The 25,655-nt window shown below is 64.7% G+C and carries 27 protein-coding genes; 17 read left to right on the top strand and 10 right to left on the bottom strand.

All coding sequences use genetic code 11. From position 1 onward, the window contains the following. Positions 1 to 21: 21 nt before the first annotated feature. Together AC1MCA_RS08365 and AC1MCA_RS08360 are read right to left on the bottom strand one after the other, a co-directional pair. Complete coding sequence (locus AC1MCA_RS08365; protein ID WP_479802627.1) at positions 22 to 993, bottom strand: aldo/keto reductase; 972 nt, start codon at positions 991 to 993, stop codon at positions 22 to 24. 47 nt (positions 994 to 1,040) lie between these two features. After that, positions 1,041 to 1,862: an aldo/keto reductase gene (locus AC1MCA_RS08360; RefSeq protein ID WP_479802625.1), complete on the bottom strand. Its 822-nt coding sequence runs from the start codon at positions 1,860 to 1,862 to the stop codon at positions 1,041 to 1,043. 203 nt (positions 1,863 to 2,065) lie between these two features. On the opposite strand from AC1MCA_RS08360, the gene AC1MCA_RS08355 reads away from it, so the two are divergent. After that, entirely contained in the window at positions 2,066 to 2,974 is a 909-nt protein-coding gene (locus AC1MCA_RS08355) for a helix-turn-helix domain-containing protein (RefSeq protein WP_479802623.1), read from the top strand. A 58-nt stretch (positions 2,975 to 3,032) separates the two neighbouring features. Here the strand turns inward: AC1MCA_RS08355 and AC1MCA_RS08350 are convergent, their stop codons facing one another. Beyond that, complete coding sequence (locus AC1MCA_RS08350) at positions 3,033 to 3,245, bottom strand: dodecin (RefSeq protein ID WP_108598750.1); 213 nt, start codon at positions 3,243 to 3,245, stop codon at positions 3,033 to 3,035. 94 nt (positions 3,246 to 3,339) lie between these two features. Beyond that, entirely contained in the window at positions 3,340 to 4,053 is a 714-nt protein-coding gene (locus AC1MCA_RS08345) for a FadR/GntR family transcriptional regulator (RefSeq protein ID WP_108598766.1), read from the bottom strand. 146 nt (positions 4,054 to 4,199) lie between these two features. Here AC1MCA_RS08345 and AC1MCA_RS08340 point away from each other — a divergent pair, with 146 nt between their 5' ends. From AC1MCA_RS08340 to AC1MCA_RS08305, 8 genes are all read left to right on the top strand, one after another. Then, on the top strand, positions 4,200 to 5,711 hold the full coding sequence (locus AC1MCA_RS08340; RefSeq protein WP_479802621.1) for a four-carbon acid sugar kinase family protein: 1,512 nt from the start codon (positions 4,200 to 4,202) through the stop codon (positions 5,709 to 5,711). 26 nt (positions 5,712 to 5,737) lie between these two features. Beyond that, positions 5,738 to 6,637, top strand: a complete 900-nt coding sequence (locus AC1MCA_RS08335; protein WP_479802619.1) for an NAD(P)-dependent oxidoreductase — start codon at positions 5,738 to 5,740, stop codon at positions 6,635 to 6,637. Positions 6,638 to 6,801: 164 nt separating this feature from the next. After that, positions 6,802 to 8,268, top strand: a complete 1,467-nt coding sequence (locus AC1MCA_RS08330) for a GntP family transporter (RefSeq protein WP_479802618.1) — start codon at positions 6,802 to 6,804, stop codon at positions 8,266 to 8,268. Beyond that, positions 8,268 to 9,119, top strand: coding sequence for a class II fructose-bisphosphate aldolase (locus tag AC1MCA_RS08325; RefSeq protein ID WP_479802617.1), 852 nt, complete (start codon positions 8,268 to 8,270; stop codon positions 9,117 to 9,119). Before AC1MCA_RS08330 ends, AC1MCA_RS08325 begins: the two co-directional genes overlap by 1 nt. A gap of 53 nt (positions 9,120 to 9,172) precedes the next feature. After that, positions 9,173 to 9,577, top strand: a complete 405-nt coding sequence (locus AC1MCA_RS08320; protein WP_479802615.1) for a DUF1304 domain-containing protein — start codon at positions 9,173 to 9,175, stop codon at positions 9,575 to 9,577. A 187-nt stretch (positions 9,578 to 9,764) separates the two neighbouring features. Next, on the top strand, positions 9,765 to 11,072 hold the full coding sequence (locus AC1MCA_RS08315; protein ID WP_479802613.1) for an acyltransferase family protein: 1,308 nt from the start codon (positions 9,765 to 9,767) through the stop codon (positions 11,070 to 11,072). Beyond that, positions 11,069 to 11,398: a GNAT family N-acetyltransferase gene (locus AC1MCA_RS08310; protein ID WP_108598757.1), complete on the top strand. Its 330-nt coding sequence runs from the start codon at positions 11,069 to 11,071 to the stop codon at positions 11,396 to 11,398. Before AC1MCA_RS08315 ends, AC1MCA_RS08310 begins: the two co-directional genes overlap by 4 nt. Before the next feature lie 161 nt (positions 11,399 to 11,559). Next, on the top strand, positions 11,560 to 12,099 hold the full coding sequence (locus tag AC1MCA_RS08305; RefSeq protein ID WP_479802611.1) for a hypothetical protein: 540 nt from the start codon (positions 11,560 to 11,562) through the stop codon (positions 12,097 to 12,099). 4 nt (positions 12,100 to 12,103) lie between these two features. On the opposite strand, the gene AC1MCA_RS08300 is transcribed toward AC1MCA_RS08305, so the two are convergent. Then, the gene (locus AC1MCA_RS08300) at positions 12,104 to 12,475 is read right to left on the bottom strand and encodes a hypothetical protein (protein WP_479802609.1); all 372 of its coding nucleotides are present in this window, start codon (positions 12,473 to 12,475) and stop codon (positions 12,104 to 12,106) included. 102 nt (positions 12,476 to 12,577) lie between these two features. Here AC1MCA_RS08300 and AC1MCA_RS08295 point away from each other — a divergent pair, with 102 nt between their 5' ends. Continuing rightward, the gene (locus tag AC1MCA_RS08295; protein ID WP_479802607.1) at positions 12,578 to 13,351 is read left to right on the top strand and encodes an SDR family NAD(P)-dependent oxidoreductase; all 774 of its coding nucleotides are present in this window, start codon (positions 12,578 to 12,580) and stop codon (positions 13,349 to 13,351) included. Here the strand turns inward: AC1MCA_RS08295 and AC1MCA_RS08290 are convergent. After that, positions 13,323 to 14,435, bottom strand: a complete 1,113-nt coding sequence (locus AC1MCA_RS08290) for an FUSC family protein (protein WP_479803338.1) — start codon at positions 14,433 to 14,435, stop codon at positions 13,323 to 13,325. The two genes, AC1MCA_RS08295 and AC1MCA_RS08290, sit on opposite strands and share 29 nt — an antisense overlap. 220 nt (positions 14,436 to 14,655) lie before the next feature. Further along, positions 14,656 to 16,299, bottom strand: coding sequence for an MFS transporter (locus AC1MCA_RS08285; protein ID WP_479802605.1), 1,644 nt, complete (start codon positions 16,297 to 16,299; stop codon positions 14,656 to 14,658). 493 nt (positions 16,300 to 16,792) lie between these two features. Here AC1MCA_RS08285 and AC1MCA_RS08280 point away from each other — a divergent pair, with 493 nt between their 5' ends. Both AC1MCA_RS08280 and AC1MCA_RS08275 read left to right on the top strand, forming a co-directional pair. Beyond that, the gene (locus AC1MCA_RS08280; RefSeq protein ID WP_108598762.1) at positions 16,793 to 17,026 is read left to right on the top strand and encodes a hypothetical protein; all 234 of its coding nucleotides are present in this window, start codon (positions 16,793 to 16,795) and stop codon (positions 17,024 to 17,026) included. 79 nt (positions 17,027 to 17,105) lie between these two features. Next, the gene (locus tag AC1MCA_RS08275; RefSeq protein ID WP_479802603.1) at positions 17,106 to 17,366 is read left to right on the top strand and encodes a hypothetical protein; all 261 of its coding nucleotides are present in this window, start codon (positions 17,106 to 17,108) and stop codon (positions 17,364 to 17,366) included. A gap of 120 nt (positions 17,367 to 17,486) precedes the next feature. Here the strand turns inward: AC1MCA_RS08275 and AC1MCA_RS08270 are convergent, their stop codons facing one another. Continuing rightward, positions 17,487 to 20,084, bottom strand: coding sequence for an ATP-dependent DNA ligase (locus AC1MCA_RS08270; RefSeq protein WP_479802602.1), 2,598 nt, complete (start codon positions 20,082 to 20,084; stop codon positions 17,487 to 17,489). A 40-nt stretch (positions 20,085 to 20,124) separates the two neighbouring features. Here AC1MCA_RS08270 and ku point away from each other — a divergent pair, with 40 nt between their 5' ends. Further along, positions 20,125 to 21,231 (top strand): non-homologous end joining protein Ku, encoded by a 1,107-nt coding sequence (gene ku / locus AC1MCA_RS08265; protein WP_479802601.1) that lies wholly within the window; start codon positions 20,125 to 20,127, stop codon positions 21,229 to 21,231. A 30-nt stretch (positions 21,232 to 21,261) separates the two neighbouring features. On the opposite strand, the gene AC1MCA_RS08260 is transcribed toward ku, so the two are convergent. After that, entirely contained in the window at positions 21,262 to 21,528 is a 267-nt protein-coding gene (locus AC1MCA_RS08260) for a DUF7218 family protein (protein ID WP_479802599.1), read from the bottom strand. Positions 21,529 to 22,039: 511 nt separating this feature from the next. Here AC1MCA_RS08260 and AC1MCA_RS08255 point away from each other — a divergent pair. The 4 genes from AC1MCA_RS08255 to AC1MCA_RS08240 all read left to right on the top strand — a co-directional run bounded on the left by AC1MCA_RS08255 (position 22,040) and on the right by AC1MCA_RS08240 (position 25,269). Beyond that, the gene (locus AC1MCA_RS08255) at positions 22,040 to 22,291 is read left to right on the top strand and encodes a hypothetical protein (RefSeq protein ID WP_479802597.1); all 252 of its coding nucleotides are present in this window, start codon (positions 22,040 to 22,042) and stop codon (positions 22,289 to 22,291) included. 165 nt (positions 22,292 to 22,456) lie between these two features. Beyond that, positions 22,457 to 23,476 carry a hypothetical protein gene (locus AC1MCA_RS08250; protein WP_479802595.1) on the top strand — a complete coding sequence of 340 codons (1,020 nt, stop codon included), beginning with the start codon at positions 22,457 to 22,459 and terminating at the stop codon, positions 23,474 to 23,476. A 516-nt stretch (positions 23,477 to 23,992) separates the two neighbouring features. Then, complete coding sequence (locus AC1MCA_RS08245) at positions 23,993 to 24,838, top strand: class I SAM-dependent methyltransferase (RefSeq protein WP_479802593.1); 846 nt, start codon at positions 23,993 to 23,995, stop codon at positions 24,836 to 24,838. After that, positions 24,838 to 25,269: an SRPBCC family protein gene (locus tag AC1MCA_RS08240; RefSeq protein WP_479802591.1), complete on the top strand. Its 432-nt coding sequence runs from the start codon at positions 24,838 to 24,840 to the stop codon at positions 25,267 to 25,269. Before AC1MCA_RS08245 ends, AC1MCA_RS08240 begins: the two co-directional genes overlap by 1 nt. Positions 25,270 to 25,370: 101 nt before the next feature. Here AC1MCA_RS08240 and AC1MCA_RS08235 read toward each other — a convergent pair whose 3' ends face one another. After that, on the bottom strand, positions 25,371 to 25,649 hold the full coding sequence (locus AC1MCA_RS08235) for an HPr family phosphocarrier protein (RefSeq protein WP_108600023.1): 279 nt from the start codon (positions 25,647 to 25,649) through the stop codon (positions 25,371 to 25,373). Positions 25,650 to 25,655: the final 6 nt, after the last annotated feature.

The raw sequence follows: 25,655 nt of genomic DNA, 5'->3' as shown, positions 1-25,655 counted from the left end.
CCGCCTGGGGAAGGGGCGGATTTACCACGCGTAATCTTCCGGGGCGGTGCGGTGCCCCGGGAAGATGTCATCGAGGCGCTTGAGCGCATCGGCGTCGAGCGTGACATCCAGAGCCCGGATGGCGGCGTCGAGCTGTTCCTGCGTCCGCGGGCCCACGATCGGCGCCGTGACCGCAGGCTGGTGCAGCAGCCAGGCAAGTGCGACGTCGCCGGGTGCGTGGCCCAGTTCGTCCGCAAAATCCTCGTACTGTTTGATCTGGTCCTGGTGCTTCTTCAACGTCTCGAGTGCCCTGCCCTCGGCGCGGCGGACGCCCTGCTCCTGCTTCTTCAGCACACCGCCCAGGAGGCCGCCCTGCAGCGGTGACCAGGGGAGGAGCCCCAGGCCGTACTGCTGCGCGGACGGGATGACCTCCAGTTCCACTTCGCGGCGGAAGAGGTTGTAGATGGACTGCTCGCTGACCAGGCCCGTGTAGTTCCGCCGCCGGGCAGCTTCCTGTGCCTGCGCTATGTGCCAGCCCGCGAAGTTGCTGCTGCCGGAGTACAGGATCTTGCCCTGCTGGACGGCGACTTCGATGGCCTGCCAGATTTCATCCCATGGGGTGTCGCGGTCGATGTGGTGGAACTGGTAGACGTCGATGTAATCGGTCTGCAGGCGCTTCAGGCTGGCGTCCAGGGCCCGGCGGATGTTCAAAGCGGAAAGCTTGGATTCGTTGGGACGCTCAGTCATGGTGCCGTACAGCTTGGTTGCCAGGACGGTGCGTTCGCGCCGCTCGCCGCCCTGGGCGAACCAGCGGCCAATGATTTCTTCGGTCCAGCCACGGTGCCCGGTGCCGCCGTACACATTGGCGGTATCAAAGAAGTTGATGCCGGATTCCAGGGCGGAATCCATGATCGAGTGGGCGTCTGCCTCCTCGGTCTGGGGGCCGAAATTCATGGTGCCGAGGCAGAGGCGGGAGACCTTCAGGCCGGAGCGGCCAAGGTGGGTGTACTGCATGGGTGGATCCTTAGGGTTGGTGGGGCTATGCGTCGGGAATGTCAGGGTCAGAGCTGGGTGAAGGCAGCGACGGCGGGATCGGAACCGATGCGGGCGCCGGACTCGAGGGCGGTGATGGACGCACGTTCGTCGTCGGTAAGAGTCAGTGATGAAGCAGCCAGGTTTTCCCTCATCCGCGATGAATCGGCTGACTTGGGGATGACGATGTTGCCGGCGGCAAGGTGCCAGGCGAGGACAACCTGCGCGGTGGTGGCGCCGTGGGCCTGGGCGATCGCCGTCACGGCACGGCCGTTGAGGTCCCCGCCCTGGCCCAGCGGACTGTAGGCCTCCACCTCGATACCCAGGGCACGGCACTTCGCCGAAAGTTCGGCCTGCTGGTAGCTGGGGTGCAGTTCGATCTGGTTGACGGCAGGAACAACTTCGGCGGAGGCCAGCAGGGTATCCACGTGATCGGCCAGGAAGTTGGACACCCCGATGGCGCGGATCTCCTTGTTGGCGTAGAGGCGCTCCATCTCCTTCCAGGCCTGCACGTAAAGGTCCTGGGACGGGACGGGCCAGTGGATCAGGTACAGATCCACGTAGTCCAGGCCCAGTGCTTTGCGGCTGTTCTGGAATGCTTCCTGCGCCCGGCCCTGCTCGCCGTTACGGAGCTTTGTGGTGATAAAGAGTTCTTCCCGCGGAATCCCGGCGGCGGCGATGGCGGCACCCACTCCGGCTTCATTGCGGTAGGCGGCGGCTGTGTCGATGTGGCGGTAGCCGGCCTCCAGGGCATCTTCGACGATCCGTTGGGTATCCTCCGGCGGAACCTGAAAGACTCCGAAACCCAACGGGGGAATGGTGACGCCGTTGTTCAGGGTCAACTCTGACATGGTGTGGCTCCTTTGCTGCGGGTATTGCCTACGCTGCGGCCTGGTTGGGAAAGCCGGGAAACCGCTTTCAGGAAGGCTCTGAAACGAGCCTATGCACTTTCGGACAGATAGTCAGCCCTTGACCCTGTTCCTGTTTGTCCTAGGACTGCCAGTCCTACCTTCGTTGTAGATAGAGGTCATTCCACCGGGGCACAATGGGGTGCATGGGTCAGAGCGCCGAGTTCGGAAAGTTCCTCAAAGCCATGCGGTCCCGGTTGAGCCCCGAGGACGCAGGAGCAGAGGGGAGCTCAGGCGCGCGCAGGGTGCCCGGGCTTCGCCGTGAAGAGGTGGCCAGGCTGGCCGGGGTGAGCACCGACTACTACGTCCGCCTGGAACAGGGGCGGAACATCCACCCTTCCCGTGCGGTGCTGGATTCGGTGTCGCGGGCACTCCGGCTGGACAACGGCGAGCACGCGCACATGATGGATCTGCTGGAGAACTGCGCCGCTACGTCCCGCGCGCCCGGACCGGCCCAGAGCGTCCGCCCCGCCCTGCGTCAGTTCCTCGAGGCCGTCGGCGATGTTCCCGCGCTGCTGCTGGGCCGCCGGACTGATGTCCTTGCCGGAAACCGGATGGCCTTCCTGCTCTTCGCCGATTTCCCGAAACTTCCTGCTCCGGAGCGGAACCTGACCCGGTGGCTGATCCTTGATCCCCAGGCCCGCGTGTTGTTCCGCGACTGGAAGACCGTTGCAGCGGAAGCCGCGGGTGCCTTACGGGTGGACGTCGGCCGGCACCCGAATGACGCCCAGGCAAACCAGCTGGTGGGGGAGCTCGCCGTCCACAGCGAGCACTTCCGCCAATGGTGGGCGGGGCACCGGGTGGCCACCCGGTCTTCCGGCGTTCTCAGGCTCCACCACCCCGCCGTCGGCGACCTTGAACTGAACTTTGAAAACCTGGTCCTCCCCGACGATCCGGACCAGCAGCTCAGGGTGTTTTCCGCCAAGCCCGGTTCGCCGTCGGCCGATGCCCTGCTCCTGCTGGGCAGCCTGGGCGCCCCGGCGTTAACGGATCACCCTGAGAACCCCGGGCAGCCGGCGCCGCTCGCTGCTGAAGCCCGTCCGCCGAAACCCTGAGAAACGCTGATGGCTGCGCCGGAACGGCGCAGCCATCATGTTTCGGAGCCAGTGGTGGTCAGTGTTCTTCCAGGCGGAAACCGAGCTTGATGGTGACCTGCCAGTCTGCGATCTTGCCTTCTTCCAGGTGACCGCGGATTTCCTTGACCTCAAACCAATCGAGGTTGCGGAGGGTCTGGGATGCCTTGGCAATGCCGTTGCGGACGGCGTCATCCACGCCCTCGGTCGATGTGCCGACAATTTCAGAAATGCTGTACGTGTGGTTGGACAACTTCGCTCCTCGTGATCGCCTTTGAGTCCCGGTTGCGGGCCGTCCTTGCAGACTAGTAGGACTTCCGGGCGGGGGGAAGTGGCAGATCCCGTGGTCAGACGCCCTGCGGTGTGTCCAGCACCAGGGTTTTCAGGTCATTGAGGGTCTGCTGCATGTGTGCGTCCATGGCCTCACGGGAACGGCCGGCATCCCGCGACTCGAGCGCCTCAGCGATGTTCTGGTGATGCCCGATCGCGTGCTCCTGGATCTCCGGCACGGCAGATGTTTCCGCCCGCCGCTTCTCCAGCACCCGGTGCAGGGGTTCAAAAAGCACAGCCACAAAGACGTTCTCCGACGCCCGCAGGATCAGGTCATGGAAGGCGAGATCGGCCTCGACAAACGCTGCGACATTGTTGACTTCATGGGCAGCGCGCATCGCAGCCACATACCCGAAAAGTGTCTTGATGTCTGCGTCACCGATGCGGCCCGCGGCCAGTTCGCAGGCCCCGGTCTCGAGCATCCGGCGGAGTTCGATGAGCTGAACCGATGCGTCTGCCTCATTCTTGCCCTCGGACGCCGCGCGCAGCACGGCTTCGAGGGACGCCCAGCGGTTCAGCGGGTTGACGAAGGTGCCGCGGCCACGTTCAACGCTCAGGATCCGTTGTGCCTCCAGGGTCTTCATGGCCTCGCGGACGGTCATGCGGCTTACGTCGTGCCGGGCGCTGAGTTCAAGCTCGCCGGGCACGCTGGATCCGGGCGGAAAGTCCCCTGCGATGATCCGGTCGAGGAGTTCGTCAGCAACGACCCCCACCAGTGATTTCCGTGCCATGTTCCCCCTGCTGCGCCGTGCCACATATGTCTGACAAGTCTACTTGCGCGTTTTCCTTGTGGTGTGCCACACTATTTCAAATGTTAGATGTCAGACATCTTACAGATACCAATATCACCACAAGATTTCACACAACGGAGTGCACAGTGACGCTTGAAGCAGACATCCTGGCGGCCTTCCCGGCAGAGGTCCAGATTCCCGCCCGTCTCGTTGCCGACGCGGTCGCCGCCTCCAGCGCGGTGACTCCCAAGATGCTGGTAGTGCTCGACGACGACCCCACCGGAACGCAGTCCGTTTCAGATCTGCCGGTGCTCACCAGCTGGGACGTCGAAGATTTCATCTGGGCGTTCGGCCAGGCAAAACCCGCCGTCTACGTGCTGACCAACACCCGCAGCCTGGATCCCGCCGAAGCAGCCGGGCGGAACGAGGAAGTGGTCCGCAACGCGCTTGCCGCTGCAGGCACCAGCAATGCAGGCACCAGCACGGCCGGTTCCAACCTTCGGCTGGGGTTTGTCAGCCGCAGCGATTCCACCCTCCGCGGCCACTACCCGCTGGAACCTGACATCGTCGCCGCCACCGTGGCTGGGGTCACCGGCGAACAGACTGACGGCGTGGTGCTGGTTCCTGCCTTCCCCGACGCCGGCCGCGTGACCATCGGCGGGGTGCACTACATGCGCGGCACCGGGGAGGATGCCGGAAAGCTCACGCCCGTGGCGGAGACCGAATTCGCCAGGGACGCCAGCTTCGGCTTCGCCAACTCGGACATGGCCAAGTACGTGGAGGAGAAGTCGCAGGGCCGCTTCGCCGCCGGGTCGGTGATTGTGCTGGACCTGAACATCATCCGCGCCTCCAGCGATCCCCAGGTCACCGCGATTGCCATCGCGGACGCCATCGCGCCGGCCACCAATTCCACCCCGATTGTGGCGGACATCGTCACCGAGAACGATCTCCGGGCCCTGTCGCTGGGCCTGGAGGAAGCCGAGCGCCGCGGCAAGAAGCTGCTGTACCGCGTGGGCCCGCCGTTCGGCCGTGCCCGGATCGGCCAGGAAATCCGCGAAGAACTCAGCGGCGCCGAAGCCTACGCCGGCAACACCCCGTCCCTGGCTGGCGGCCTGATCGTGGTCGGCTCCCACGTGGGCGTCACCACCCGCCAGCTCAAGGCCCTGACGGAGCAGCACAGTGCGGCGCGCATCGTCGAGATTGACGTCGAGAAACTTCTCGCCGCCGAAACCGAAACAGCCGCGGATGCTTACCTGGACCAGACCGTCAACACCGTGGTGGACGCGCTGCACGGCGGCGATGTCATCGTCCACACCAGCCGCCTGCTCATCAAAACCGACAACCCCGCCGAAAGCCTGCGGATCGCCCGCACCGTTTCCGCCGCAGTCGTCGCCGTCGTCAACCGCACGCTGAAGACCTTCCCGCCCCGGTTCGTCGTCGCCAAGGGCGGGATCACCTCCTCCGACGTCGCCGCCCACGGCCTGGAAATCCGCCACGCTATTGTCCGCGGGCCCATGCTCCCCGGCATCGTGAGCCTCTGGGAGCCGGTGGACGGCCCCGCGAAGGGCATCCCGTACATCGTCTTCGCCGGAAATGTGGGCGATGACCAATCCCTCGCCGACGTCACCCGCAAGCTCAGCAACACCTTCAACGGCTAGAACCCACGGATTCACAGGAGAACACCATGACCAGCAACTACACCGTCACCGTCCTGGGCCTCGGCGCCATGGGACTGCCCATGGCCACCCGCATGGCCTCCCAGCTCACCGTCCACGGCTTCGACATCGCAGAGCCGCGCCTCAAGCTCGCCGAAGAGGCCGGCATCCGCACCTTCGCCTCCGCCAAGGAAGCCTCCAAAGGCGCCGACGCCCTGCTCCTGGCCGTCCGCAACGGTGAGCAGCTCAACGATGTCCTCTTCGGCGAGAACGGCGTGGCCTCCGTGCTCGAGCCGGGTGCCGTCGTCATCCTCGGCAGCACCGTGGGTACTGAAGCGATCCCCGCCACCGTCGCAAAGCTGGCCGAATACGGCGTCGAGCTCGTGGATGCGCCGCTGTCCGGCGGCCCCAAGCGCGCCGGTGAGGGCGATCTGCTGATCGTCGTCGGCGCTTCCCCGGAAGCCCGCGAAAAGGCTGCTCCGGCGCTTGAACTCCTGGCCTCCACACTGACCGTTGTCGGCGACAAGCCAGGCGACGGCCAGGCCCTCAAGACCGTGAACCAGCTCCTCTGCGGCATCCACATCGCCGCCGCTGCCGAGGCTATGGCCCTCGCCGACGCCCTCGGACTGGACCAGGCCAAGACCCTCGCCGCCCTCGAAGCCGGCGCGGCGGGTTCGTTCATGCTTTCCAACCGCGGCCCGCGCATCCTCGAGGCCTACACAGAGGAAGGCGCCGAGGTCCTGTCCCGCCTGGACATCTTCGTCAAGGACATGGGCATCGTGGGCAAAGCCACCCGCGCCGCCGGCCTGGCAGCCCCCGTTGCCGCCGCAGCCGAGCAGCTCTACCTCCTGGGCCAGGCCCAGGGCCTCGCCGCCGCCGATGACTCAGCCGTCATCAAAGTCGTGGCACCCACCAAGCGCACCGCGTAAGAACCACGCGCTCAGCACTTCACTGCAAACGTACGACGACGGCGGTCCCCCCTCCGCCGTCGTCGTACCCCCCCGAAGTCCCCAGCACCACGTCCCAAACAGAAATATCCAGCGCCCGATAGCCCGTCTTCTGGAAGACTGGCTTGTCAAAGGAGACACCCGCAATGAACCCCCTGATTAACTCCCTGATGGTGCGGGCGGCCGATGCCCCAGCCATCAAACCCGCCGTGGAGCTGGGTACTCCGCTGCTGCTCACCATCGCGGCCATTGGCATCGCCGTACTGCTGGTGATGATCATCCGCTTCAAGATCCAGGCCTTCGTGGCCCTGCTGACTGTCAGCATCGCCGTGGCCGTGGCCTCCCAGATCCCGCTCAAGGACGTGTTCACTGTCGTGGCCAACGGCGTGGGCGGCACCATGGGTAAAGTCGCGCTGCTGATCGCACTCGGCGCGGTGCTCGGCCGGATGATCGAGGTTTCCGGCGGCGTGCAGTCGCTGGCCTCCCACTTCACCGAGAAGCTTGGTGCCAAGCGCGTGGCGGTGGCCCTGACCGCCGTCGGCTTCCTGGTGGCCATCCCCGTGTTCTTTGAGGTCGGCATCATCGTGCTGGTCCCGATCGTCTACGCGTTCGCCAAGATCGCCAACGTGCACCCGGTCAAATTCGGCCTGCCGATGGCCGGGATCATGCTTGCCATCCACGTGGCCGTTCCGCCGCACCCGGGCATCGTCGCAGGCGCGGGCGTGTTCGGTGCCGACATTGGCCTGATCACCCTGATCTCACTGATCATCTGCATCCCGCTGGGCTTCCTGTCCTACTTTGTTGCCAGCATCATGAACCGCAAGGACTACGAGCTGCTCCCCGGCGTCAAGGCCCAGGTGGCCGAGTTCGGTTCCGATTCCCTGGTGAAGGTGGGCCACGACGGCCCCGGCGCTGCAGCGATTGCTCCTCCCCGCCCGGCCCTGATCATGTTCCTCATCGCCGCGCCGATCGTGCAGATCCTGATCGGCACCCTGGGTACGCTCACCATCCCCAAGGACAACTCCTGGTACGGCCTGGCGGCGTTCATCGGCAACCCGTTCTTCGCCCTCCTGGTGGCCGTGGCCCTGTCCTTCTTCCTGCTGGCTGTCCGCCGCAACTGGTCGCTCCGGGAAACCGGCGAGATCTTCGAAGGCGCGCTGCCTCCCATCGCCTCCATCCTGATGGTGGTTGCCGCCGGCGGCGTGTTCGGTGAAGTCCTGCGCACCTCCGGGATCGGCGCGGCGCTGTCCCAGACCCTTGACCACCTGGGCCTGCCGGTCATCGTGCTCGGCTTCGTCATCTCCCTGGCGCTCCGCGCAGCCCAGGGTTCGGCCACGGTCGCCATCGTCACCACCACCGGCCTGCTGACCTCGGCCGTGATGGAAGGCGGCTACTCACCGGCCCAGATCGCCGTGATCGTCATCGCCATCGGCTTCGGCTCCCTGGGCCTGTCCCACGTGACCGATGCCGGCTTCTGGACCGTGGTGCGCTACTACGGCCTCACCGTGTCCGACGGACTCCGCACCTGGACCGTGCTCACCACCATCCTCGGCCTGGCCGGCTTCGCGCTGACCTTCGTCGCCTGGATCCTGGTGGGAGGCCTCGGCGTCTGATGCGCACCCGACTCGACCACCTGGTCACCTCCGCCCTGCAGCAGAACTCCGCCGTCCCGGCGTTCACCTGCTACGACTTCACCACCGCGCTTGCTGTGGTGGGCGCCGCCGAGGACGCGGGCCACGGCATCATCCTGCTGGTTGCCCCCAAGACCGCCGCCACCACCAACGGCCTGCGCCTGATCGCCGCCCTCCGCGGGCTGGCGGACGGGGCATCGGTCCCGGTAGCCGTCCAGCTTGATCACGCCGCTGACCTCACGGTGATGGCCGACGCCGTCGCCGCGGGGGCGGATTCGGTCCTCGCGGACGGTTCGTCCCTCCCGTATGAGGACAACATCGCGCTGGTCCGTGAGGCGCGCGCCCTGCTGGGTGCCGACGTCGTGCTCGAAGCGGAACTCGGCGGCCTGGCCGGTGACGAGGACCGTGCCTTCGGCGCGGACGAGGCCGGCGTTGACGTGGCCGGCCTGACGGACTCCGCCCTCGTGGAGGACTTCGTGGCCCGGACCGGCGCGCAGCTGCTGGCCGTCGCCGTGGGCAACGTCCATGGCAAGTACAAGGGCGAGCCGCAGCTCCGCTGGGACGTTCTCCAGGACATTGCGGTGCGGACCCACATCCCGCTGGTGCTCCACGGTGCCTCCGGCATCCCGGCCGGCGAGCTGGTCAAGGCCGCCGCCATGAACGTGGGCAAGGTGAACTTCAACACCGAGCTCCGCACCGGTGTCCTGGCCACGCTCCAGGAACAGCTGCAGGCGCACCGGGCCGACGGCGAGAACCTCCAGGGCCTGCTGGGTCACTGGAACACCTCGGCCCGGGAGTTCGCAACAGCAGCGCTGGGCATGCTCACCCGCTAGGCCCTGAACTCAGGTCCCCGGGCGAAGAATCGGAGGGAGGCTAGGATCAAGCCATGATCCTGGCCTCCCTCATTTTCGCGTTCCTCGCAGCCGCCCTCCACGTGTACATCTTCACCATGGAGTCCCTCACCTGGACAAAGCCTGCCACCTGGAAGCGATTCGGAGTGGCCTCCCAGGCCGACGCCGAAACCACCAGACCGCTCGCCTACAACCAGGGCTTCTACAACCTGTTCCTGGCTATCGGCGCGTTCGCCGGAGCCGGCTGCGTGGCGTTCGCACCGCAGGGTTCCGTCCAGCCTGTGGTGGGCTGGACCCTGATCTTCACCTGCTGCGGTTCGATGCTGCTCGCCGCCGCGGTCCTCGCCCTCAGCGGGCGGAAGTACCTCCGCGCCGCCGTTCTGCAAGGCACGACGCCGTTGCTCGCCGTCGTGCTCGGCCTCGCCGCCGTGGCGGCTTAAGAGCGCCTGCTGAGGAGGCCCGCCGGTCTTCTGGCCGATGCCACGCTTCGGGCGGACAATGTACGTGACAGGTAACGGCGACATCCGGCGCAGGTAGGGACCGCAGGTGAGTGGCGTGGAGGAACGGGGGCCAGCCCCGTGGCATGGGCAGTCCGGGCAACCGGCGCAGGCCCCGCAGGACGGGCAGGTGAGTCACCGCGACCTTGCCATCGATCTGGTCCGCTTCATCTGCCTGGCCCTGGTGGTGGTGAGCCATTGCATGATGGTCAGCCCCGTTCTCCATGCTGACGGCACCGTGACCAGCGAGAACACGCTGGGTAACCAGCGCTGGTTCGAACCCGTCATCTGGATATTTATGGTCATGCCCTTGTTCTTCGTCACCGGTGGAACCACGGGCCTGCAGTCGTGGTTGCGGCTGAAGGCCCGCGGGGGCACCGGCGTCGAATTCGCCCAGGCCCGGCTTCTCCGGCTTGTCCGGCCCGCCGCGGCCCTTCTGGCAATGATGTTTGTGGGACTGTGGGCGGCACGGCTGCTGGGGGTGGACCCCCAGGTGACCCAGCTGATCACCACCGGGGCGGGCATGCCGCTCTGGTTCCTCGCGGCCTATCTCGCCGCCCAGCTGAACATCCCGCTCCTGGCACGGTCCCATGCGCGTGCACCCTGGGTGACCCTTGCCGCTTTGGTGACGCTGGTGGTGGCCGTGGACTGCCTGCGCGGCGCCTTGCCCCAGCTCGCGTACGCCAATCTGGTCTTCGTGTGGTGTTCCGTGCAGCAGCTGGGTTTCCTCATGGCCGATGGTCACTTCGCCAGGCTCCCGCGCTCCTGGCTGCTAGGACTGATTGCGGCGGCCAACCTGTTGCTGGGCCTGGTCACCGGCCTGGGCCTCTACCCGGGAAACATGCTGGTCAACCTCAACCCGCCCACCCTGTGCCTCTTCCTCCTGGGTGTCTCCCAGGCTGCCGTCCTCCAGCTTTTCCGGCCGAGGATGAACTGGATTTCCGGGGTGCGCTGGGTCCGGGCGGTGGTCTCCGCGGCCGGGCGGCGTGCCATGACCGTGTACCTGTGGCACCTGCCGTTGCTCGCTGCCTTGTCCGGGCTGCTGCTCCTCACCGACTTTCCCAAACCCGCGGCCGGAACGGCGGCATGGTGGTGGGCGCGGCCCCTGGTCCTGGTGGGGGTTATCGCCCTCCTGCTTCCCGTGATTGCCGTGTTCGGGCGCCTTGAGGAACGTCCGACGGCGGCTGTCCACAGCCGCGGCAGGCCCGCCATCGCGGTGGTGACCGCCGCCGTCGTCGTCTTCATTCCGGTGGCGGACGCCGCCTTCAACGGCCTCACGCTCGCGCTGCTTGGCGGCGGCGCGGCATGCTTCGCGTTGGCTGTCCTGTTGCTGGGCCGGATCCCCGAGCGCCCGCCCGGGCAGGCTGCTTCAGAATCCGGGAAGGGGGAGGGCAGGGCATTGCCAGCGGGCCCAAGTAGTGCCAGTGTCGAACCATGACTGAGAACATGGTTTCCCTTGAGGATGAGTTCAGCCCCGACGTGTCGCTGGCACGGGACGATGTGCATCACCGTTACGAGCTGCGGGTCGGCGGGAAGGTTGCCGTCCAGTCCTTTTTCCGGGACCAGCCCGGACACGTGGATTTCACCCACACGGAAACCGCCGAGGAATTCACCGGCCAGGGGCTGGGCAAGGTACTGGCCCACTTTGCATTGGACGACGTCATAGCATCAGGGAAACGGGTCATCCCGCATTGCCCGTTCATTGCCGGTTACCTCCGCAAGCATGAGGGCTACGAACAGCACATCGACTGGCCCGAGGACTAAGGGACCGGCGGTGGGACCGCCGGGCGGGCGGGCTGGCGCGCCATTATTACTGGCGGGCTGGGGCAGCCAGGGTAGGTCCCAGCCTTGTGGGCATGGCGGCATCTTCGTAGAGTCGTAAGTGGGCCATGCAGCCGGCCCACGGTACTTCCGTGGAGATACCCGTGAGCCACAGACTTTCCCACCACAAGCTTCGAGTCGTTGTCCATTGCGCTGTGGATCCAGGGCAGATCCGGTTGGACGTGGGCGGTTGCCTGACCCAGTCCACTTTTCCAGCCCTGGTACACCTGCTGCTCCGGGCGCACCGTTTAGTGTCCAGCCCCGCTATATCCCTGGACCTCCGGCGGGCCATCCATCTTGACGCCGGAGTCCTGGCCCACCTTCGCAGGGCCGCCACGCCGGGCGGCCGTCCAACCGGCCACGTCGATGTCCTGCACCACGGGCTGGGACGGGTGGCCGCCGCTGCACTGGAGGAGGCCGAAGACCTCAGGCTGACCCTCCTGGAACCCGTATACATGCCGGTGTGCCCGGTCCATTCCGGCAGCCAGTTCGAGGCCGCCCGCCGGGACGCCGCCGAGGCATCGGTGGTGGAGCACCCCAGCCAGCCCACCGATCCGGCCAGCCCGGTGCGTCCCTCGCGCGCCGCATCGGCGAAGCGGGCGCAGCGTGAACGGTCAAACAAGGCCGTTCACCTGCATCTCTGAGGCGCTACCTGCCAGTGCGCAGCGGCTGCGTGGCTTTCTTGCGCTGCCACTCCAAGGCGTGCCAGAACAGGAGGGCCAAAGCGTCCAGCAGGCCCGCCAGGACTGCCCAAGGCGCAAAATTGAACAGTACGTAGGCCAGCGGCGGCGGCCCGGAGGTAGTTCCCATCATGGACGCTGCGTTCGCCGAGACCCACACTCCGCCGATCACGAGAAGTGCCGCAAGAAGCCACAGGGCAACGATGAACGGGTTGACCGAGACCCAGGCGGGGCGCCCTGGGTCGCCACCCTCCTCACGAGCGAGGGACTCCTGATCGATTGGTATGCCGTCCTGGTCCACCTCGCGGAACCTGATGTGGTTGCCCTGGTCCTGCTCCATTCTTTCCCCCTGATGATCGATCGCTGCCCGCCGGGTCTGCTGATACCAAGACCCTACTCGGAGCCGGGCGGGCGTGGAGGACCGGCGGTTAGGCTTGGGGCCATGACGCCTCAGGACAGCACGACCACAGCTCTGATCACCGGTGCCACCGCAGGCATTGGAGCCGAGTTTGCCCGGCGACTTGCCAGCCAAGGCCACCATCTGGTGCTCGTGGCACGGGACCGGGCCCGCCTCGACAAAACGGCGGCGGACCTGGAGCAGCAGTACGGGATCACCGCTGAGGTGCTGCCCGCAGACCTGACGGACGACGACGGTGTGGCGGCCGTCGTCGGACGCCTCACGGACAGTGCAAGGCCGGTGGAGATCCTGGTCAACAATGCCGGCCGCGGGCTGTTGGGCGACTTTGAGCAGAACAGCATCCTGGACGAGAAGAAAGGGCTGGTGCTGCACTGCCAAGTGCCGCTGGAACTGACCCACGCCGTCCTGCCGGGCATGCTGGCACGCGGTTCAGGCAGGATCATCAACGTGGCCAGCATTGCCGCTTTTCTCCCGCGGGGGACGTACTCGGCGGCGAAGGCCTGGCTGCTGAGTTTCAGCCGATGGGCCAACCCGGCATACGGGAAACGGGGCGTGAAGGTCACAGCGGTATGCCCCGGCCTGACCCATACCGAATTCCACGAGCGGATGGGAATGGACAAATCCGCAACACCGGCCTGGCTGTGGCTGACTGCCGATCGGGTGGTCCGCGAAGGGCTGGCAGACAACCTCCGGGGCAAAGCCGTGTCCGTCCCGTCCAAACGCTACAAAGCGTTGGCCATCGTGGGGCCGCTGTTGCCCGGGCGTCTGGTCACCCGGTCAGCGGCCCGCGTGGAGTAGGCCCGGGCCGCATCCCGGTTCTGCGTCCCCTCAGCGCGTGCCCGCTCCGACGCCGGACGGTCACCACCACCAGTATCCCCACAACGGCGCCCACGAAGGTCTCCAGGGCCCGCTCCACAATGAGTACGCCGGGACTGATGGGGGCGGCCAGTTGCGTCATCAACAGGATCACCGGCGTGAACGAAATCATCGCGAGCCCGTAATGCCGGGCCATATACAGCTCGGTGGTGAACTGGAAAATGACCACGAGGATGGCCAGCATTGCCACGTGGTGCACTCCGTAAAATTCCGCGGGAAGCCATGGTCCAGGAACCAGGACGACGGCGGTAACGGCCAGGCCGAGCAGTGTCCCCACAATGCGGTGGATCCCGCGGCGGACGCTGCTGGGGAGGTCTGCACCGGCGAGCGGAACCGCGGCCGCCGCCATGGCCCAATGCGGATGGCCGCTCCCGCTGAGCACGCCGGCGGACCCTGCAATGCCCACTGCCAGGACATACCGGGCTGCGTGCACAACTGCCAGCCGCCGGGCGTTGCCGCGAAGGGGTAGTGCATCCCGGCCCGCACCCGGACGCCAGGCCCTGGTACGAACCCACCCGCTGAAACCCACCGCGATGGAAAACGCCGCTGCCCCTCCGGCGATGAGCAGTGCTGCGTACCACGGGACGGCCATGGGTACCGAGGCGCAGGCTCCCAAGGCCAGGATGCCAAAAAACGGACCGTTGGGCTTGAGCCTCACCCTGTCCGCAAACACGGAGCCTGCCCCGGCCAGCAGGGCCTCCACACCCACCAGCCACCACGAATGCAGATGGTTCACGGACAGGAACACCCCCACAGCGACGCCGCTCAGCAATATCAGCGCGGCCTGCGACTGGTGCCTCAACCGGAACTGATGGGGCTCTGACCGGCCGTACATCCCGGTCAGCGCACCGAAGACGGCATAGATGATGAGATCGGGGCGGCCGGCGCCCAGGAGCATAAGGGATGGCACGGCCACACTGATGGCGACCCGGAGTGCGGCGAGGTGGTCCCGGTTCGCCGGTTCGAGCGTGTGAAGGGCGCGCAACTGCTTTAAGACGGGCTTCACGGGGTACACCACCTTCAGTTCCGGCTTTTTGGTGAGCCTTCCGGAAGTTACCACCGGACGTTTCCCCCGGGCATCTTCGTGTACATCGGACGTAACCTGCTTCCGGACACGGCTAAGGCCCGCCCTTCATGATTCCCCCAAGGAAATCACAAAGGACAGGCCTTATGAGCGTGAGCTACAAGCCGCGGTCAGGCAGGGCCTCCAACAGAAAGAGCTTCTGTCAGTTCGCTGCTCCCGCAGGTACCTTGTCGGCTGCTGCGCTCGCCGTCGTGATGTCCTGGGTCTCGAACGGCAGTTCGGCCAGGTCAATCAGCGGATTTTCATCCTGTCCGGCAACCAGTTCGCGTGCCTCGGCCTGGGTGTCCACACTGGGCATGGAGCCCGGCAGCGGACGCTGGGCAGATTCCTTCAGGAAGTAGATGGCCACGGCGCCGATCGCCGAGGTGCCCATCAGGTAGTACGCGGGCATCATGTCATCGCCCGTTGCGGTGATGAGGGCTGCCACGATGAACGGCGTGGTTCCGCCGAAGATCGCTACGGAGAAGTTGTAGGCAATGCCCATCGCACCGTATCGGCTCGACGTCGGGAACTGGGCCGGGAGGGCCGAGGCCAGGTTGGCCACGTAGAACGTCACCGGGAACGCGATCAGTGCGAGGCCGGCCAGGGTGGACCAGATCTCCCCGATGCCGATCAGCATGAAGGCCGGGGTGGCCAGGACCACTGTGCTCAGCGCGCCGATCCAGAGGACGGGGCGGCGGCCGATGCGGTCCGAGAGCTTACCGGTGAGCGGAATGCAGAGGCTCATGATGACCAGCACGGGGATGGTCAGCAAGGTGCCGTGGACCGGATCGTAACCCTTGGATTCGGTGAGGTACGTCGGCATGTAGGACGTGAGGGCATAGCCGGCGGTGTTGGCGGCGGCCACCAGGATCATGGCCACGATGATGGAGCGCCAGTATGCCTTGACGATTCCAACCGGTCCCTTGACGACGGCTTCGTCGCCGGCAGCGGCGTGCTTGGCGAGGTCTTCCTGGGCATCGAGGGTTGCCTGGAACTGCGGGGACTCCTCGATCTTGCTGCGGAAGTAAACAGCGATCAGGCCAAGCGGACCGGCGACGAGGAACGGAATCCTCCAGCCCCACTCTTCCATGGCAGCCTGGCCGAGCGTCAGCTGCAGGACGGAGACCAGGGCGGCACCGAGCGCGAAGCCCATGTAGCTGCCCATGTCCAGGAAGCTGGCAAAGAACCCGCGGCGTTTATCCGGCGCGTACTCGCTGACGAAGGTGGTGGCACCGGCGTATTCGCCGCCGGTGGAGAACCCCTGTACTACCTTGAGCAGCACCAGGAGGGCTGCGGCCCACATGCCGATCTGGGCGTAGCCGGGCAACAGGCCGATGGCGAAAGTGCTGGCTGCCATGATCATCAGGGTGGTGGCCAGGATCTTCTGGCGGCCTATCTTGTCGCCCAGCCAGCCGAAGATCACTCCGCCCAGCGGACGGGCAATAAAGGTGGCGGCAAAGGTTCCCAGGAGGAAAAGGGTTTGCGTGGACGGATCGGATTCCGGCAGGAATACGGGTCCCATGGTGGTGATGAGGTAGCCGAACACGCCGACGTCGTACCACTCCATGGTGTTACCCACGATGGTTCCGCCCAGCGCCTTTTTCAGCATCGGCTGGTTGACGACGTTCACGTCGGACTCTTTGAGCCGACGGCGGCCGAGGATCTTGGGTTTGCGTGCACTGCTGGGTGCTGCGCTGGTGTTTACTACACCGCTGGGTACTGCATCTTCCGGTGTTGCGTTGTTGGTTCCGCGGGCGTTGTTCGCGCCTGCTGAAGAGTCGGTCGTGCTTCGGTCTTTGGGCATTTGGGCGACTCCTGTGGAGGTCATTTGCTTGCGACTTGTAGCTGCCCCGCTCTGGGCAGGCCTTCAATTTTACGCGAATTCTCTGGTAACTCAGAGCTGGATGGCGTAGAGTGCCCTGTTTAACCCCCTGTTCGGGCATGTTTTGGAGATATTTTTTTCGGCGATCCTGCCGCTCCATCACTGGCATCCGCCGGGTTTGGCGGCATGCTTTCCCAATCTTTTTCCGGAACTGCCATCTCGGGCGGCTTTAGGCACACGTGCGAGCCGCCGAAAGTGACGGCCGCCACCAGCGTGGGCGGGGTCAGGGCGCATCTGTGGGCTGCTCCCTGAGCCGGCGGCGGAAGGGGTTCACAAGCTGCTCCGACACTGCCTATTGTTGTGCCATGGGAACACTGATTTTTGAGTAGGCGGACGCCCGCGGCCTGGTTTTGCAGGTCCTCGTCCCGGCCGAGCTCGTCAGATACGCTGATCCCCCTCAGAAAGGTTCCAAAGAATGACTGAAAAATCTGCTTCAAGCAACCCCGAATCCAGTGCGGAAAGCGCAAACGAAGCCACTGATCATCCCGCGCCCAAGGGCATCCGCTCGGGCCTGACGGAGGCCCAGCAGGCCATGCTCGCCAGTAAATCCAGGGGCGGGGATGCCGGCCTGCAGAGCGTGGGCAAAAGCCACAAGCCCACCCATGCCAGTGGCAAACAGGGGCCGGCGGAGAAGAAAGTCCGCTGGTAATCCGCTGGTAATTCACGTTCAGGAATTATTCGCCCCCAGATCAGGGAGCACTTCATTTTCATGGTGGAAAGGAAGAAAAATGGCTGAAAAAATGACTGATGTAAAGATTGAACCGGAGGTTGCCGGCCATCTGGCGGCGGCCATGGACCAGCCGGCAGTCCCCGGCCCGGCAACTATCGCTGTGGGCCTGGCGATGGCCGGAGAGCAGCACTGGCCGGACGGTAACGGGAAGAAGCGCCACCCCAAAGAGAACGAATCAATGCACGGCAGGGCCGGTCACGAGGCAGCCGTGAACGCTGTCCACCGGACGGGTCGGCCGCAGATGCCGCACTCCTCCTGATGACCCGCATCTGACCCCACGTCACAGAAAGCACCTGGCGACACCCATTTCCCGGGGGTCGCCAGGTGCTTTCCGCGTTGAAGAGGACCTGGTGCGCCGCGCGGCCTGGCCAACGTTCCGCTAGGCCTCCGGGACAACTTCGTCCGGCTCCTTGTCGACCCGCCAGCCGCGCCAGACAGGGTGGCGGAGCCTCCCGCTGCCCGTCCACTCACCGAAGGTCACTTCCCCCACCAGCCGTGGCGTGACCCAGTGGGCGTCGGACGCATCCTCGCGGGGGACGTCGTCGAACGGTGAGGTCTTGCGTGCCAGATCGTCCATTTTCTGCCGCAGCTCGGTCAGCTCACGGGAACTGAAGCCGCTGCCCACCCTGCCCACATACCGCAGGTTTTTACCTTCTGGGATGCCCACCAGCAGTGAACCAACGGAGCTTTGCCGCCCGCCGCGGCCAGGGCGCCAGCCGCCCACCACCACTTCCTGCGTTCTTGCGAGTTTGATCTTGATCCAGGTCCTGGTCCGCTGGCCGCTGACGTAACGGCTGTCCGGTCGCTTCGCCATCACCCCCTCCAGGCCCAGTTCCTGTGCGCTTTCCAGAATGTGGTCCAGCCGCTCGTCCAAAACGGGCGATAGTTCCACCGGAAGATCGGACGGCGAGTAGAACTCCTCCAACTGCTGCCGCCGCGTCTGGAAATGCTTTCTGCGGAGGTCCTCGCCACCCACGGACAGCAGGTCGAACAGCATGAGCCGGACGGGGATAGCATGGCGGGCTTTTTCGACGTCGGCCGGTTTGGTCAGTTTCATGCGCCCCTGGAGCACCCCAAAATCGGGCCGCCCGGAAGGCCCGACGGCGATGATCTCACCATCGGCAACGAACGGCCCGGCCGGCCAGCCTGCCCGGTCCGTCAGCTCGGGGTATGTTGCCGTGACGTCGTTGCCGTTGCGGCTGAGGATGCGGATTTTCCTGTCATCGGCAACGATCACCCCGCGGACGCCGTCCCATTTCAGTTCAAACATCCATTCGCTGCCTTGCAGGTCGGCGGGGTTTCCCGCGGTCGCCATCATGGGCCGAAAGTCTTCCAGGGGCGCAGCAGGGGCCTCGTCGGCTGGTTCGCGGGCGTGCTGTGATGGCAGGGATGCGGGCCGGCTTCCAGCGCGTGTCCGTTCATCCCGGTTTGTGCCGGTTTCCCCTTCTTCTTCCACATTCGTGCCGGTTTCCCCGTCTGCGTCAGCATCGCCATTGTCGCGGGCGGGTGCGTGCCGGTGCCTGCCACCGTGGTGTTCCTTGTCCATCAGATGGATGAGCCATTGCCCCTCATCACCCCGCCCCCGGCCGGTATGGATCAGGGCGAACTTCCTGGTTCCGCCCAGGCCGCCGCCTTCAGACCCTGTCAGTGTGGCGATGACTTCCTTGCCGTTGATCCACTTCTCGAGTTCGTAGGTTCCGTGGTCCCAGATGGTGACCTCGCCGGCGCCGTACTGTCCTTTCGGGATGGTTCCTTCGAAGGTGGCGTAGTCCATGGGGTGGTCCTCGGTCTGGACCGCGAGATGGTTTTTGCCGCTCGATTCCGGAACGCCCTTGGGGAGCGCCCAGGACACCAGGACTCCCTCGTGCTCCAGCCGGAAATCGAAGTGCAGGCGACTGGCGTGGTGTTCCTGGATCACAAAGGTGTCGCCGGTGCCGCCGGCGCCGGCGAACGGCTCGGGCGTCGCGTTCGGATCGCGCATGGAACGGTACCGCTCAAGGCGTGGATGCCCGCCGCCGTCGTCCGCTGTTTTGTCAGTCTTGCCGCCGGCCCCATCAGCGCCCTCCTGCGGGCTCCCAGGGTGCCCCCCACCATGTTCGACGGCGTCGAACGGGTCCTTGCCCGCCTCGACCCGGCGCAGCACGGCCTTGTAGTCCAGGTGTTGGAGGTTGGGGGAGCTGAGCTCCCGCCAGGTCCGCGGGGCGGCGACCATCGGGGTGGGCCGGCCGCGCAGTGAATACGGCACGATGGTGGTCTTGGCCGCACTGTTCTGGCTCCAGTCCACCAGGACCTTGCCCGTGCGCAGCGTTTTCTTCATGTCGCTGACAGCCAGATCCGGGTGGTCCGCTTCCAAGGCCCGCGCCAGTTCGTGAGCGAAGTCGGAGATCTGGTCCGACGTCTGCGATCCGTCCAGTCCGGCATAGAGGTGGATGCCCTTGCTGCCGCTGGTCACCGGGACCGGATCCAGGCCCACGTCCTGCAGGATGGCCCGGGCAAGGAACGCCACCTCCACACATTCGGCCAGCCCTGCGCCCTGGCCGGGGTCGAGGTCCAGTACCAGGCGGTCCGGGTTCAGCTGCCTTCCATGGGAGTCCACCTGCCACTGGGGCACATGGATCTCCAGCGAGTTGATCTGGCCGAACCAGGTGAGGGTGGCGGGATCGTTGACCATCGGATAGTAAATGGTGCGGTCCTTGTGTGTGATGGCGGCGCGGGGGAGCCAGCCCGGCGCCGAATCCTCCAGGTTCTTTTGGAAGAACACCTCGCCTGGGTGTTCCGCAGTGCCCACACCGTTGACCCAGCGCTTTCTGGTGGCAGGCCGGTTGGCTGCTGCCGGAATCAGGACATGGGCCACAGCCGCGTAGTAAGCCAGGACGTCAGCCTTGGTGGTGCCCGTTTCCGGGTAGATGATTTTGTCCAGGTTGGTGAGTGTCAGTTGCCGTCCCGCCACCCGGACACGTTCCTTAGGAGGGACCAAAGGTCTTCACCTCCGGCCCTGCGTGCGGTTCACTTGAGGAATGAGAGCCATCTGGAAAGGTGCCATCGCGTTTGGCCTGGTCAACGTGCCCGTCAAGGTCTATAGCGCCACCGAGGATCATGACATCAGTCTCCACCAGGTCCACAATGCCGACGGCGGCCGGATCAGGTACCAGCGCCGCTGTGAGGTGTGCAGCAAGATCATCGATTACTCGGACATTGAGAAGGCGTTTGAGGACGGCGGCCGGACCGTTGTCCTGTCCAAGGACGAGCTCAAATCCATCCCGGCGGAAAACAGCCACGAGATCGAGGTGGTCCAGTTTGTCCCCTCGGAGCAGCTGGAACCCATGATGTTGGAAAAGAGCTATTACCTGGAGCCGGATTCGAAGTCGCCCAAGGCGTACGTCCTGCTCCGGCGGGCGCTCGAGGATACGGACCGGGTGGCCATCGTCCAGTTCGCCCTGCGCGAGAAGACCCGGCTCGGGGCACTGCGCATCAAGGATGACGTGCTGGTGCTTCAGTCGCTCCTGTGGCCCGACGAGGTCCGGGAGGCCAACTTCCCGGCCCTGGACGAATCCGTGCGCATCTCCGCCCAGGAACGCGAAATGTCCGCGGCCCTGGTGGAATCCATGGCCGCAGATTTCGATCCTGACCACTTCACCGACGAATACCAGGTCCAGCTGCGCACGCTCATCGAAGCCAAGCTGGAAAAGGGCGACTCCCTGGACACTGAAGAGACCTTCGGTGTGGAAGCCGGCGAGGGCGGCAAAGGTGAAGTCATTGACCTGATGGAAGCCCTTAAGCGCAGCCTGGACCGTAAACGCGGAGGTGCGGCTGCAGAGGAGTCCGGGGGCTCCTCCGCGGATGCAGACTCCGGGGAGGACGAGGAAGAAGAGTCCGGGGAGTCCAGCAGCGGAACCAGGAAGGCCGCGGCAAAGTCCCTCACAGCGAAGTCCGGCACCGCCGGATCCGGCACTGCGAAGTCGTCCGCTGCAAAGTCGGGCACAGCCAAATCCACAGCCACGAAGTCTGCCAGTACCGGATCCACCACGCGCAAGCCCGCGGCCAAGACGTCGGCCAAGGCTGACTCGGCGGCTGCCAAGCCTGCGGCGAAGGCCACCACCACACGTGCCCGGAAAGGCGCTTAAGGCACCAGCTGTTCCGGTGATGGCCGCCGCCTAGGAGTACCGGAGCGCAGAGATAAGTTCGCTCTTCTTCTTGGCGGAGTAACCGGTGAGTCCGATTTCTTTGGCTTTGGATTTCAGTTGAGGGACGGTCCAGTCTTCATAGCTGCCGGATTTGCCGCCGTTGCGGCCCACCGAGGAGCGGCCTTTTTGGGCAGCAGCGTTCGAGATGCGCGCGGCCTTCTGCTTGGAAGCGCCGTCTTCCCGCAGTTCCTCGTACAGTTCCGGATCCTTCAAGCTCGGGTTCTTCTTGCCGGGCATGACGTCCTCCTTCAGCCGGGTGGAATGTTGGGTTCCTACGCTCCCACGCTAATTCCGGGCCTGTGGAAAAACAAGGAAACAGTAAGGTTGCTTCCTTCGGATTCCAGGCGTCCGCTCCATCTGCAAGCTTCGCCTGCATCCGGAATCCCAGAGCTCGCAACGTTGGCACTTTTGCCGACAGTACGTTGCCCGGATAAAAGTATTTCTTGAGCAGTCATAGGCGGATGCCTGGTGTTTCTCAACCGGCTAGGCCTGCTTGCGCGCCGGTTCGGATCGGCAAAAATTACGTGCCTACTCTCGTTTCAAGACATTTCTGTCGTTCCGGCAGTGTCCGGTGAGAAAAGGTACTGCTGTCAGAAAATAATGCGCATAACAAGGAATTCGATTCTTTCTGGTTGTAATCTTTGTTCAAGCTGATGCTGGTGCTTTCCGCATTGTATGGGGGGAAGGTGCGGCTGAGGCCCAAGGTGCCGGACTCAGCCGGCGCCTCCAGCCATAAAAGGAATAGCCGATGTCCAGGGACGAGTTCTCTCTCCCCACGATCACCGGCGCAGAGGAGACACCGGGTCTGGGGGGACCTGCTTTGCCGCAGCAGGCGGCGGAGGGTATTTCCCTGCGTTCCCGTGTGATGGAGCCGATCAAGAATGTCCTCTTTGACCCTGATCCCGAGGGTGAGTGGCGCATGTCGGTCCTGCGCAGCAGGCCGTTACTGACGGCGTTCAGCCGATCCAAGAATTCCCGGAAGGACGAGTCTCCGGGTTGAAGCCCTTACACGCTGCGTCGGCAGCAACAGGGCTCGAGTTGGAAATGGCGGCACTGCAGAGGGGGATTCCTTGCTCGTCGCAGCCGGAATGAATGGGGACATGAAGGAAGCCTCAATGAAGAAACAATTAAAAGGCGCAAATAAGTATTTCAAAGGATGGTGGGCATGAAAAGATTCTTAGCACCCGTAGTTGGCCTTGCGTTGATTTGTGGTTTTATGTCTGCACTGAGTTCGGGCGCTGCTCAGGCTGCGGCCGGGCCTTGCATCGGTGCCCCTGCCGCGGACGGCACGACGTACACCGAAACCCGGCAGTTCGTGGATAGTCAAGCATGGTGGATTCCGGACACTGATCAAGCCAACAACTCCACCACCAATCACGGCCATGTTCACATGGGGGCGTGCATACCTGAGCGCGAGACAATCAGTTCGGGCAACCTGACGGTGCATGTGCGGGTGGTCCTCCACGACAACCCGGGCAAGGCCAACTACGTCTCGATGGTGTTCAAGACCTCCGACACCGAAACAACTGTTCAGAAGTGTTACCTACGGGCGACGGCGGCGAACTTCACTTGCCCCGGCCCGTCCAGCACGGGCAAAGGCGACTTTGTGTGTACAGGTACATGTGAGCGCTGGCTGACGTTCTCGCGGCCAATCTCTTCATTTAACCATTCAGGCACGCAGGAGGTCCGCTTTCGCGGGTTCGTTCCGGAGCCGGGCGGCAACGAAATGCGCGCTAACTTAAATTGGCAGGTCAACATCCAAAACGGAGCGTCTGCGTCCAACGTCTCCAGGTATCCGTTCCTGCGGGGCAAGGGCTGGTACACCAACGCGCAGTACTGTGAGGCCTCGGTCCGTGCAGTTCCCCTTCCAGACGGTCCGGTATCAGGAGTCTGGACTCCCGTGGTGGGCCTGTCCACCCACCCCGATGGCTCGCTCCCGACGACTCACTCATTTGTCTCGATAGACCCGGATTTCCACGCCGTTCCTTCCAAACCCGGAACTGTGCTTTGGAATGCTGCAGGTCCATACGGACCCGACCCGTTCGGCGCCGCCCCCATCTCGATCGACACCAGGACTCTCACCAATGGTGTCCATAAGCTACACCTACGATCGTCGTGCCGTGACAACAAACTGGGTTCGACAAACTCCGGGGTGACCGTGATTCCCTTCACAGTGGCCAACTGATGCTCACTGTCACGTCCCGCTAAATCCTTCTTCAGACAGGGGCCCTGCCGCATGCGGCAGGGCCCCTGTCGAGAACTGCAAGGTCTTCTGGCGGACCGCTCATCGCACGTTGCGCCAAACCTCTACCGCCCTGGTGCCGGTGGGGCATGGGGCATACGACGTTCTGAAACCCTGCGAGGCCGGCATCTGCCACTTCCAGGGCCCGTGCACAATGGCCTCATGGCCAGTGGGAACATGACGGCACCGGCCCGCAACCTGATACTCGATGTTCCCCCAAAGTCTGGTTGGTCTTGAATGTCGTCACTCGATACTCGGCCACACCCAGCCGATGCGCGATGGGGCGAACTACCCCACCCGGGCTGCTCACCGCTGATACCCGGGAGGACCTGCCGGCAGAGGAAACCGTTGGATCCTTTACAGCCTGCTCCCGTGCGGCCACAATGGGTCGCATCGCAGCCTCCACTGTGCCAACAGCGTGCTGTCACTCAAAACCTGTCAAAGAAGAGGGGTCCCGAGATGAATGGCGAAGCGAAAGTAGACGAGGCAGACCTGGCGCTGAAACAAAAGCACCGGGCCATGTGGGCCTCCGGAGATTACCCGGCACTGGCCGCCGAACTGGTCAACGATCTGGGAGCCATCCTGGTTGATGCCTGCGGAATCAAGCCGAAGCAGCGCGTGCTGGACGTGGCCGCGGGTGCCGGTAACGCAGCCATTCCCGCCGCCATGATGGGCGGCAAGGTCGTAGCCAGTGACCTCACGCCGGAACTGTTCGACGCCGGCCGCCGGCAGGCAGCCGATCGCGGCGTTGAGCTGGAGTGGGTGGAGGCCGACGCCGAGGCCCTGCCGTTCGGCGACAACGAATTTGATGTGGTGACGTCCTGCCTCGGCGTCATGTTTGCCCCGCACCACCAGGCCAGTGCCGACGAAATCGTGCGGGTGTGCAAGCCCGGCGGCACGATCGGCCTGCTTAACTGGACGCCCGAGGGTTTCCTCGGCAAAATGCTTGCCACCCTGAAGCCGTACGCACCGCCGCCACCGCCCGGGGCATCACCGGGGCCGCTTTGGGGCAGCGAGGACCATGTGCGTGAACTGTTCGGCGACAGGATCACGGACGTCAAGGCCGAAAAGCGCACCCTGGCCGTCCGCAGCTTCCATCAGCCGCAGGACTTCCTGAGGTACTTCAAGTCCCATTACGGTCCCACCATCTCGGTCTATAAATACATCGGCGACGACGCGGACAAAGCCAAGGAACTGGACAATGCCCTCATCGGGCTGGCTGATTCCTTTGGCGAGGCCCACGGTGACGCTGTGTGGCAGATGCAGTGGGCATACCTCCTGCTGACTGCCCGGAAGGCCCGCTGATGCCCGGGGCCTTTGTGGCCGAATCCGCGATCACCATCGATGCCCCGCCGGACCGCGTCTGGGAGGTCATCACGGATCCGGACGCCGTCAAGGAGTTCATGTTCGGCGCGGATCTTCAGACCGACTGGACAGTGGGCGGGCCGATTTTGTGGCGCGGTGAATGGAAAGGCAAACCCTACGAGGACAAGGGACGGATCCTTGAGGTGGAGCCCAACAGGAAGCTGGTCCACACCCACTTCAGTCCGCTTGGCGGTGAGGACGACAAGCCCGAGAACTACCACACGCTGACCTGGACCCTTGAGGGCCAGGACGGTCAGACGCGGCTCACTCTCTCGCAGGACAACAACGCCAGTGAAGAGGCGGCGGAGCATTCCAAGGGGATGTGGGACATGCTTGTTACGGATGTCAGAAGGATCTCGGAACGGAGCTAACCGGACCGCTCCCCAAGCGATGCCAGCCCTTAAACGCAGACGGCCGCCGTCGCGCTCTCCCACTCAGGGAAAGCGCGACGGCGGCCGTCGGCTGGAAGCCGCTACTCGGCGTCGTGATCCGTTTCGAGGATCCGGACCAGGCTCTCCAGGGCGTCGTCGGCCCCGGTGCCTTCGGCGCGAAGCACCACAACGTCGCCGTGGGAAGCGCCCAGGCTCATCAGGGACAGGATGCTGGCGGCATCCATCGCTTCGTCTTCAGGCTCGCCTTGGCGGGCGATGGTGATGTCGAGGTCGTACTCACCGGCGGCCTCGGCGAAGATGGCGGCGGGGCGGGCGTGCAGGCCTACGCGGCTGGCGACGGTTGCGGTGCGTTCTGACATTCTTGC

This window comes from Arthrobacter sp. BK1 (genome assembly GCF_056680055.1).
This window is presented reverse-complemented; position numbering and strand designations above follow the sequence as displayed.

What these genes read in the sequence shown, in the direction of transcription:
- AC1MCA_RS08365 (WP_479802627.1), bottom strand. Translation starts at nt 993, where the DNA reads ATGCAGTACACCCACCTTGGCCGCTCCGGCCTGAAGGTCTCCCGCCTC.
- AC1MCA_RS08360 (WP_479802625.1), bottom strand. Translation starts at nt 1,862, where the DNA reads ATGTCAGAGTTGACCCTGAACAACGGCGTCACCATTCCCCCGTTGGGT.
- AC1MCA_RS08355 (WP_479802623.1), top strand. Translation starts at nt 2,066, where the DNA reads ATGGGTCAGAGCGCCGAGTTCGGAAAGTTCCTCAAAGCCATGCGGTCC.
- AC1MCA_RS08345 (WP_108598766.1), bottom strand. Translation starts at nt 4,053, where the DNA reads ATGGCACGGAAATCACTGGTGGGGGTCGTTGCTGACGAACTCCTCGAC.
- AC1MCA_RS08335 (WP_479802619.1), top strand. Translation starts at nt 5,738, where the DNA reads ATGACCAGCAACTACACCGTCACCGTCCTGGGCCTCGGCGCCATGGGA.
- AC1MCA_RS08330 (WP_479802618.1), top strand. Translation starts at nt 6,802, where the DNA reads ATGAACCCCCTGATTAACTCCCTGATGGTGCGGGCGGCCGATGCCCCA.
- AC1MCA_RS08325 (WP_479802617.1), top strand. Translation starts at nt 8,268, where the DNA reads ATGCGCACCCGACTCGACCACCTGGTCACCTCCGCCCTGCAGCAGAAC.
- AC1MCA_RS08320 (WP_479802615.1), top strand. Translation starts at nt 9,173, where the DNA reads ATGATCCTGGCCTCCCTCATTTTCGCGTTCCTCGCAGCCGCCCTCCAC.
- AC1MCA_RS08310 (WP_108598757.1), top strand. Translation starts at nt 11,069, where the DNA reads ATGACTGAGAACATGGTTTCCCTTGAGGATGAGTTCAGCCCCGACGTG.
- AC1MCA_RS08300 (WP_479802609.1), bottom strand. Translation starts at nt 12,475, where the DNA reads ATGGAGCAGGACCAGGGCAACCACATCAGGTTCCGCGAGGTGGACCAG.
- AC1MCA_RS08295 (WP_479802607.1), top strand. Translation starts at nt 12,578, where the DNA reads ATGACGCCTCAGGACAGCACGACCACAGCTCTGATCACCGGTGCCACC.
- AC1MCA_RS08285 (WP_479802605.1), bottom strand. Translation starts at nt 16,299, where the DNA reads ATGCCCAAAGACCGAAGCACGACCGACTCTTCAGCAGGCGCGAACAAC.
- AC1MCA_RS08280 (WP_108598762.1), top strand. Translation starts at nt 16,793, where the DNA reads ATGACTGAAAAATCTGCTTCAAGCAACCCCGAATCCAGTGCGGAAAGC.
- AC1MCA_RS08275 (WP_479802603.1), top strand. Translation starts at nt 17,106, where the DNA reads ATGGCTGAAAAAATGACTGATGTAAAGATTGAACCGGAGGTTGCCGGC.
- ku (WP_479802601.1), top strand. Translation starts at nt 20,125, where the DNA reads ATGAGAGCCATCTGGAAAGGTGCCATCGCGTTTGGCCTGGTCAACGTG.
- AC1MCA_RS08260 (WP_479802599.1), bottom strand. Translation starts at nt 21,528, where the DNA reads ATGCCCGGCAAGAAGAACCCGAGCTTGAAGGATCCGGAACTGTACGAG.
- AC1MCA_RS08255 (WP_479802597.1), top strand. Translation starts at nt 22,040, where the DNA reads ATGTCCAGGGACGAGTTCTCTCTCCCCACGATCACCGGCGCAGAGGAG.
- AC1MCA_RS08250 (WP_479802595.1), top strand. Translation starts at nt 22,457, where the DNA reads ATGAAAAGATTCTTAGCACCCGTAGTTGGCCTTGCGTTGATTTGTGGT.
- AC1MCA_RS08245 (WP_479802593.1), top strand. Translation starts at nt 23,993, where the DNA reads ATGAATGGCGAAGCGAAAGTAGACGAGGCAGACCTGGCGCTGAAACAA.
- AC1MCA_RS08240 (WP_479802591.1), top strand. Translation starts at nt 24,838, where the DNA reads ATGCCCGGGGCCTTTGTGGCCGAATCCGCGATCACCATCGATGCCCCG.
- AC1MCA_RS08235 (WP_108600023.1), bottom strand. Translation starts at nt 25,649, where the DNA reads ATGTCAGAACGCACCGCAACCGTCGCCAGCCGCGTAGGCCTGCACGCC.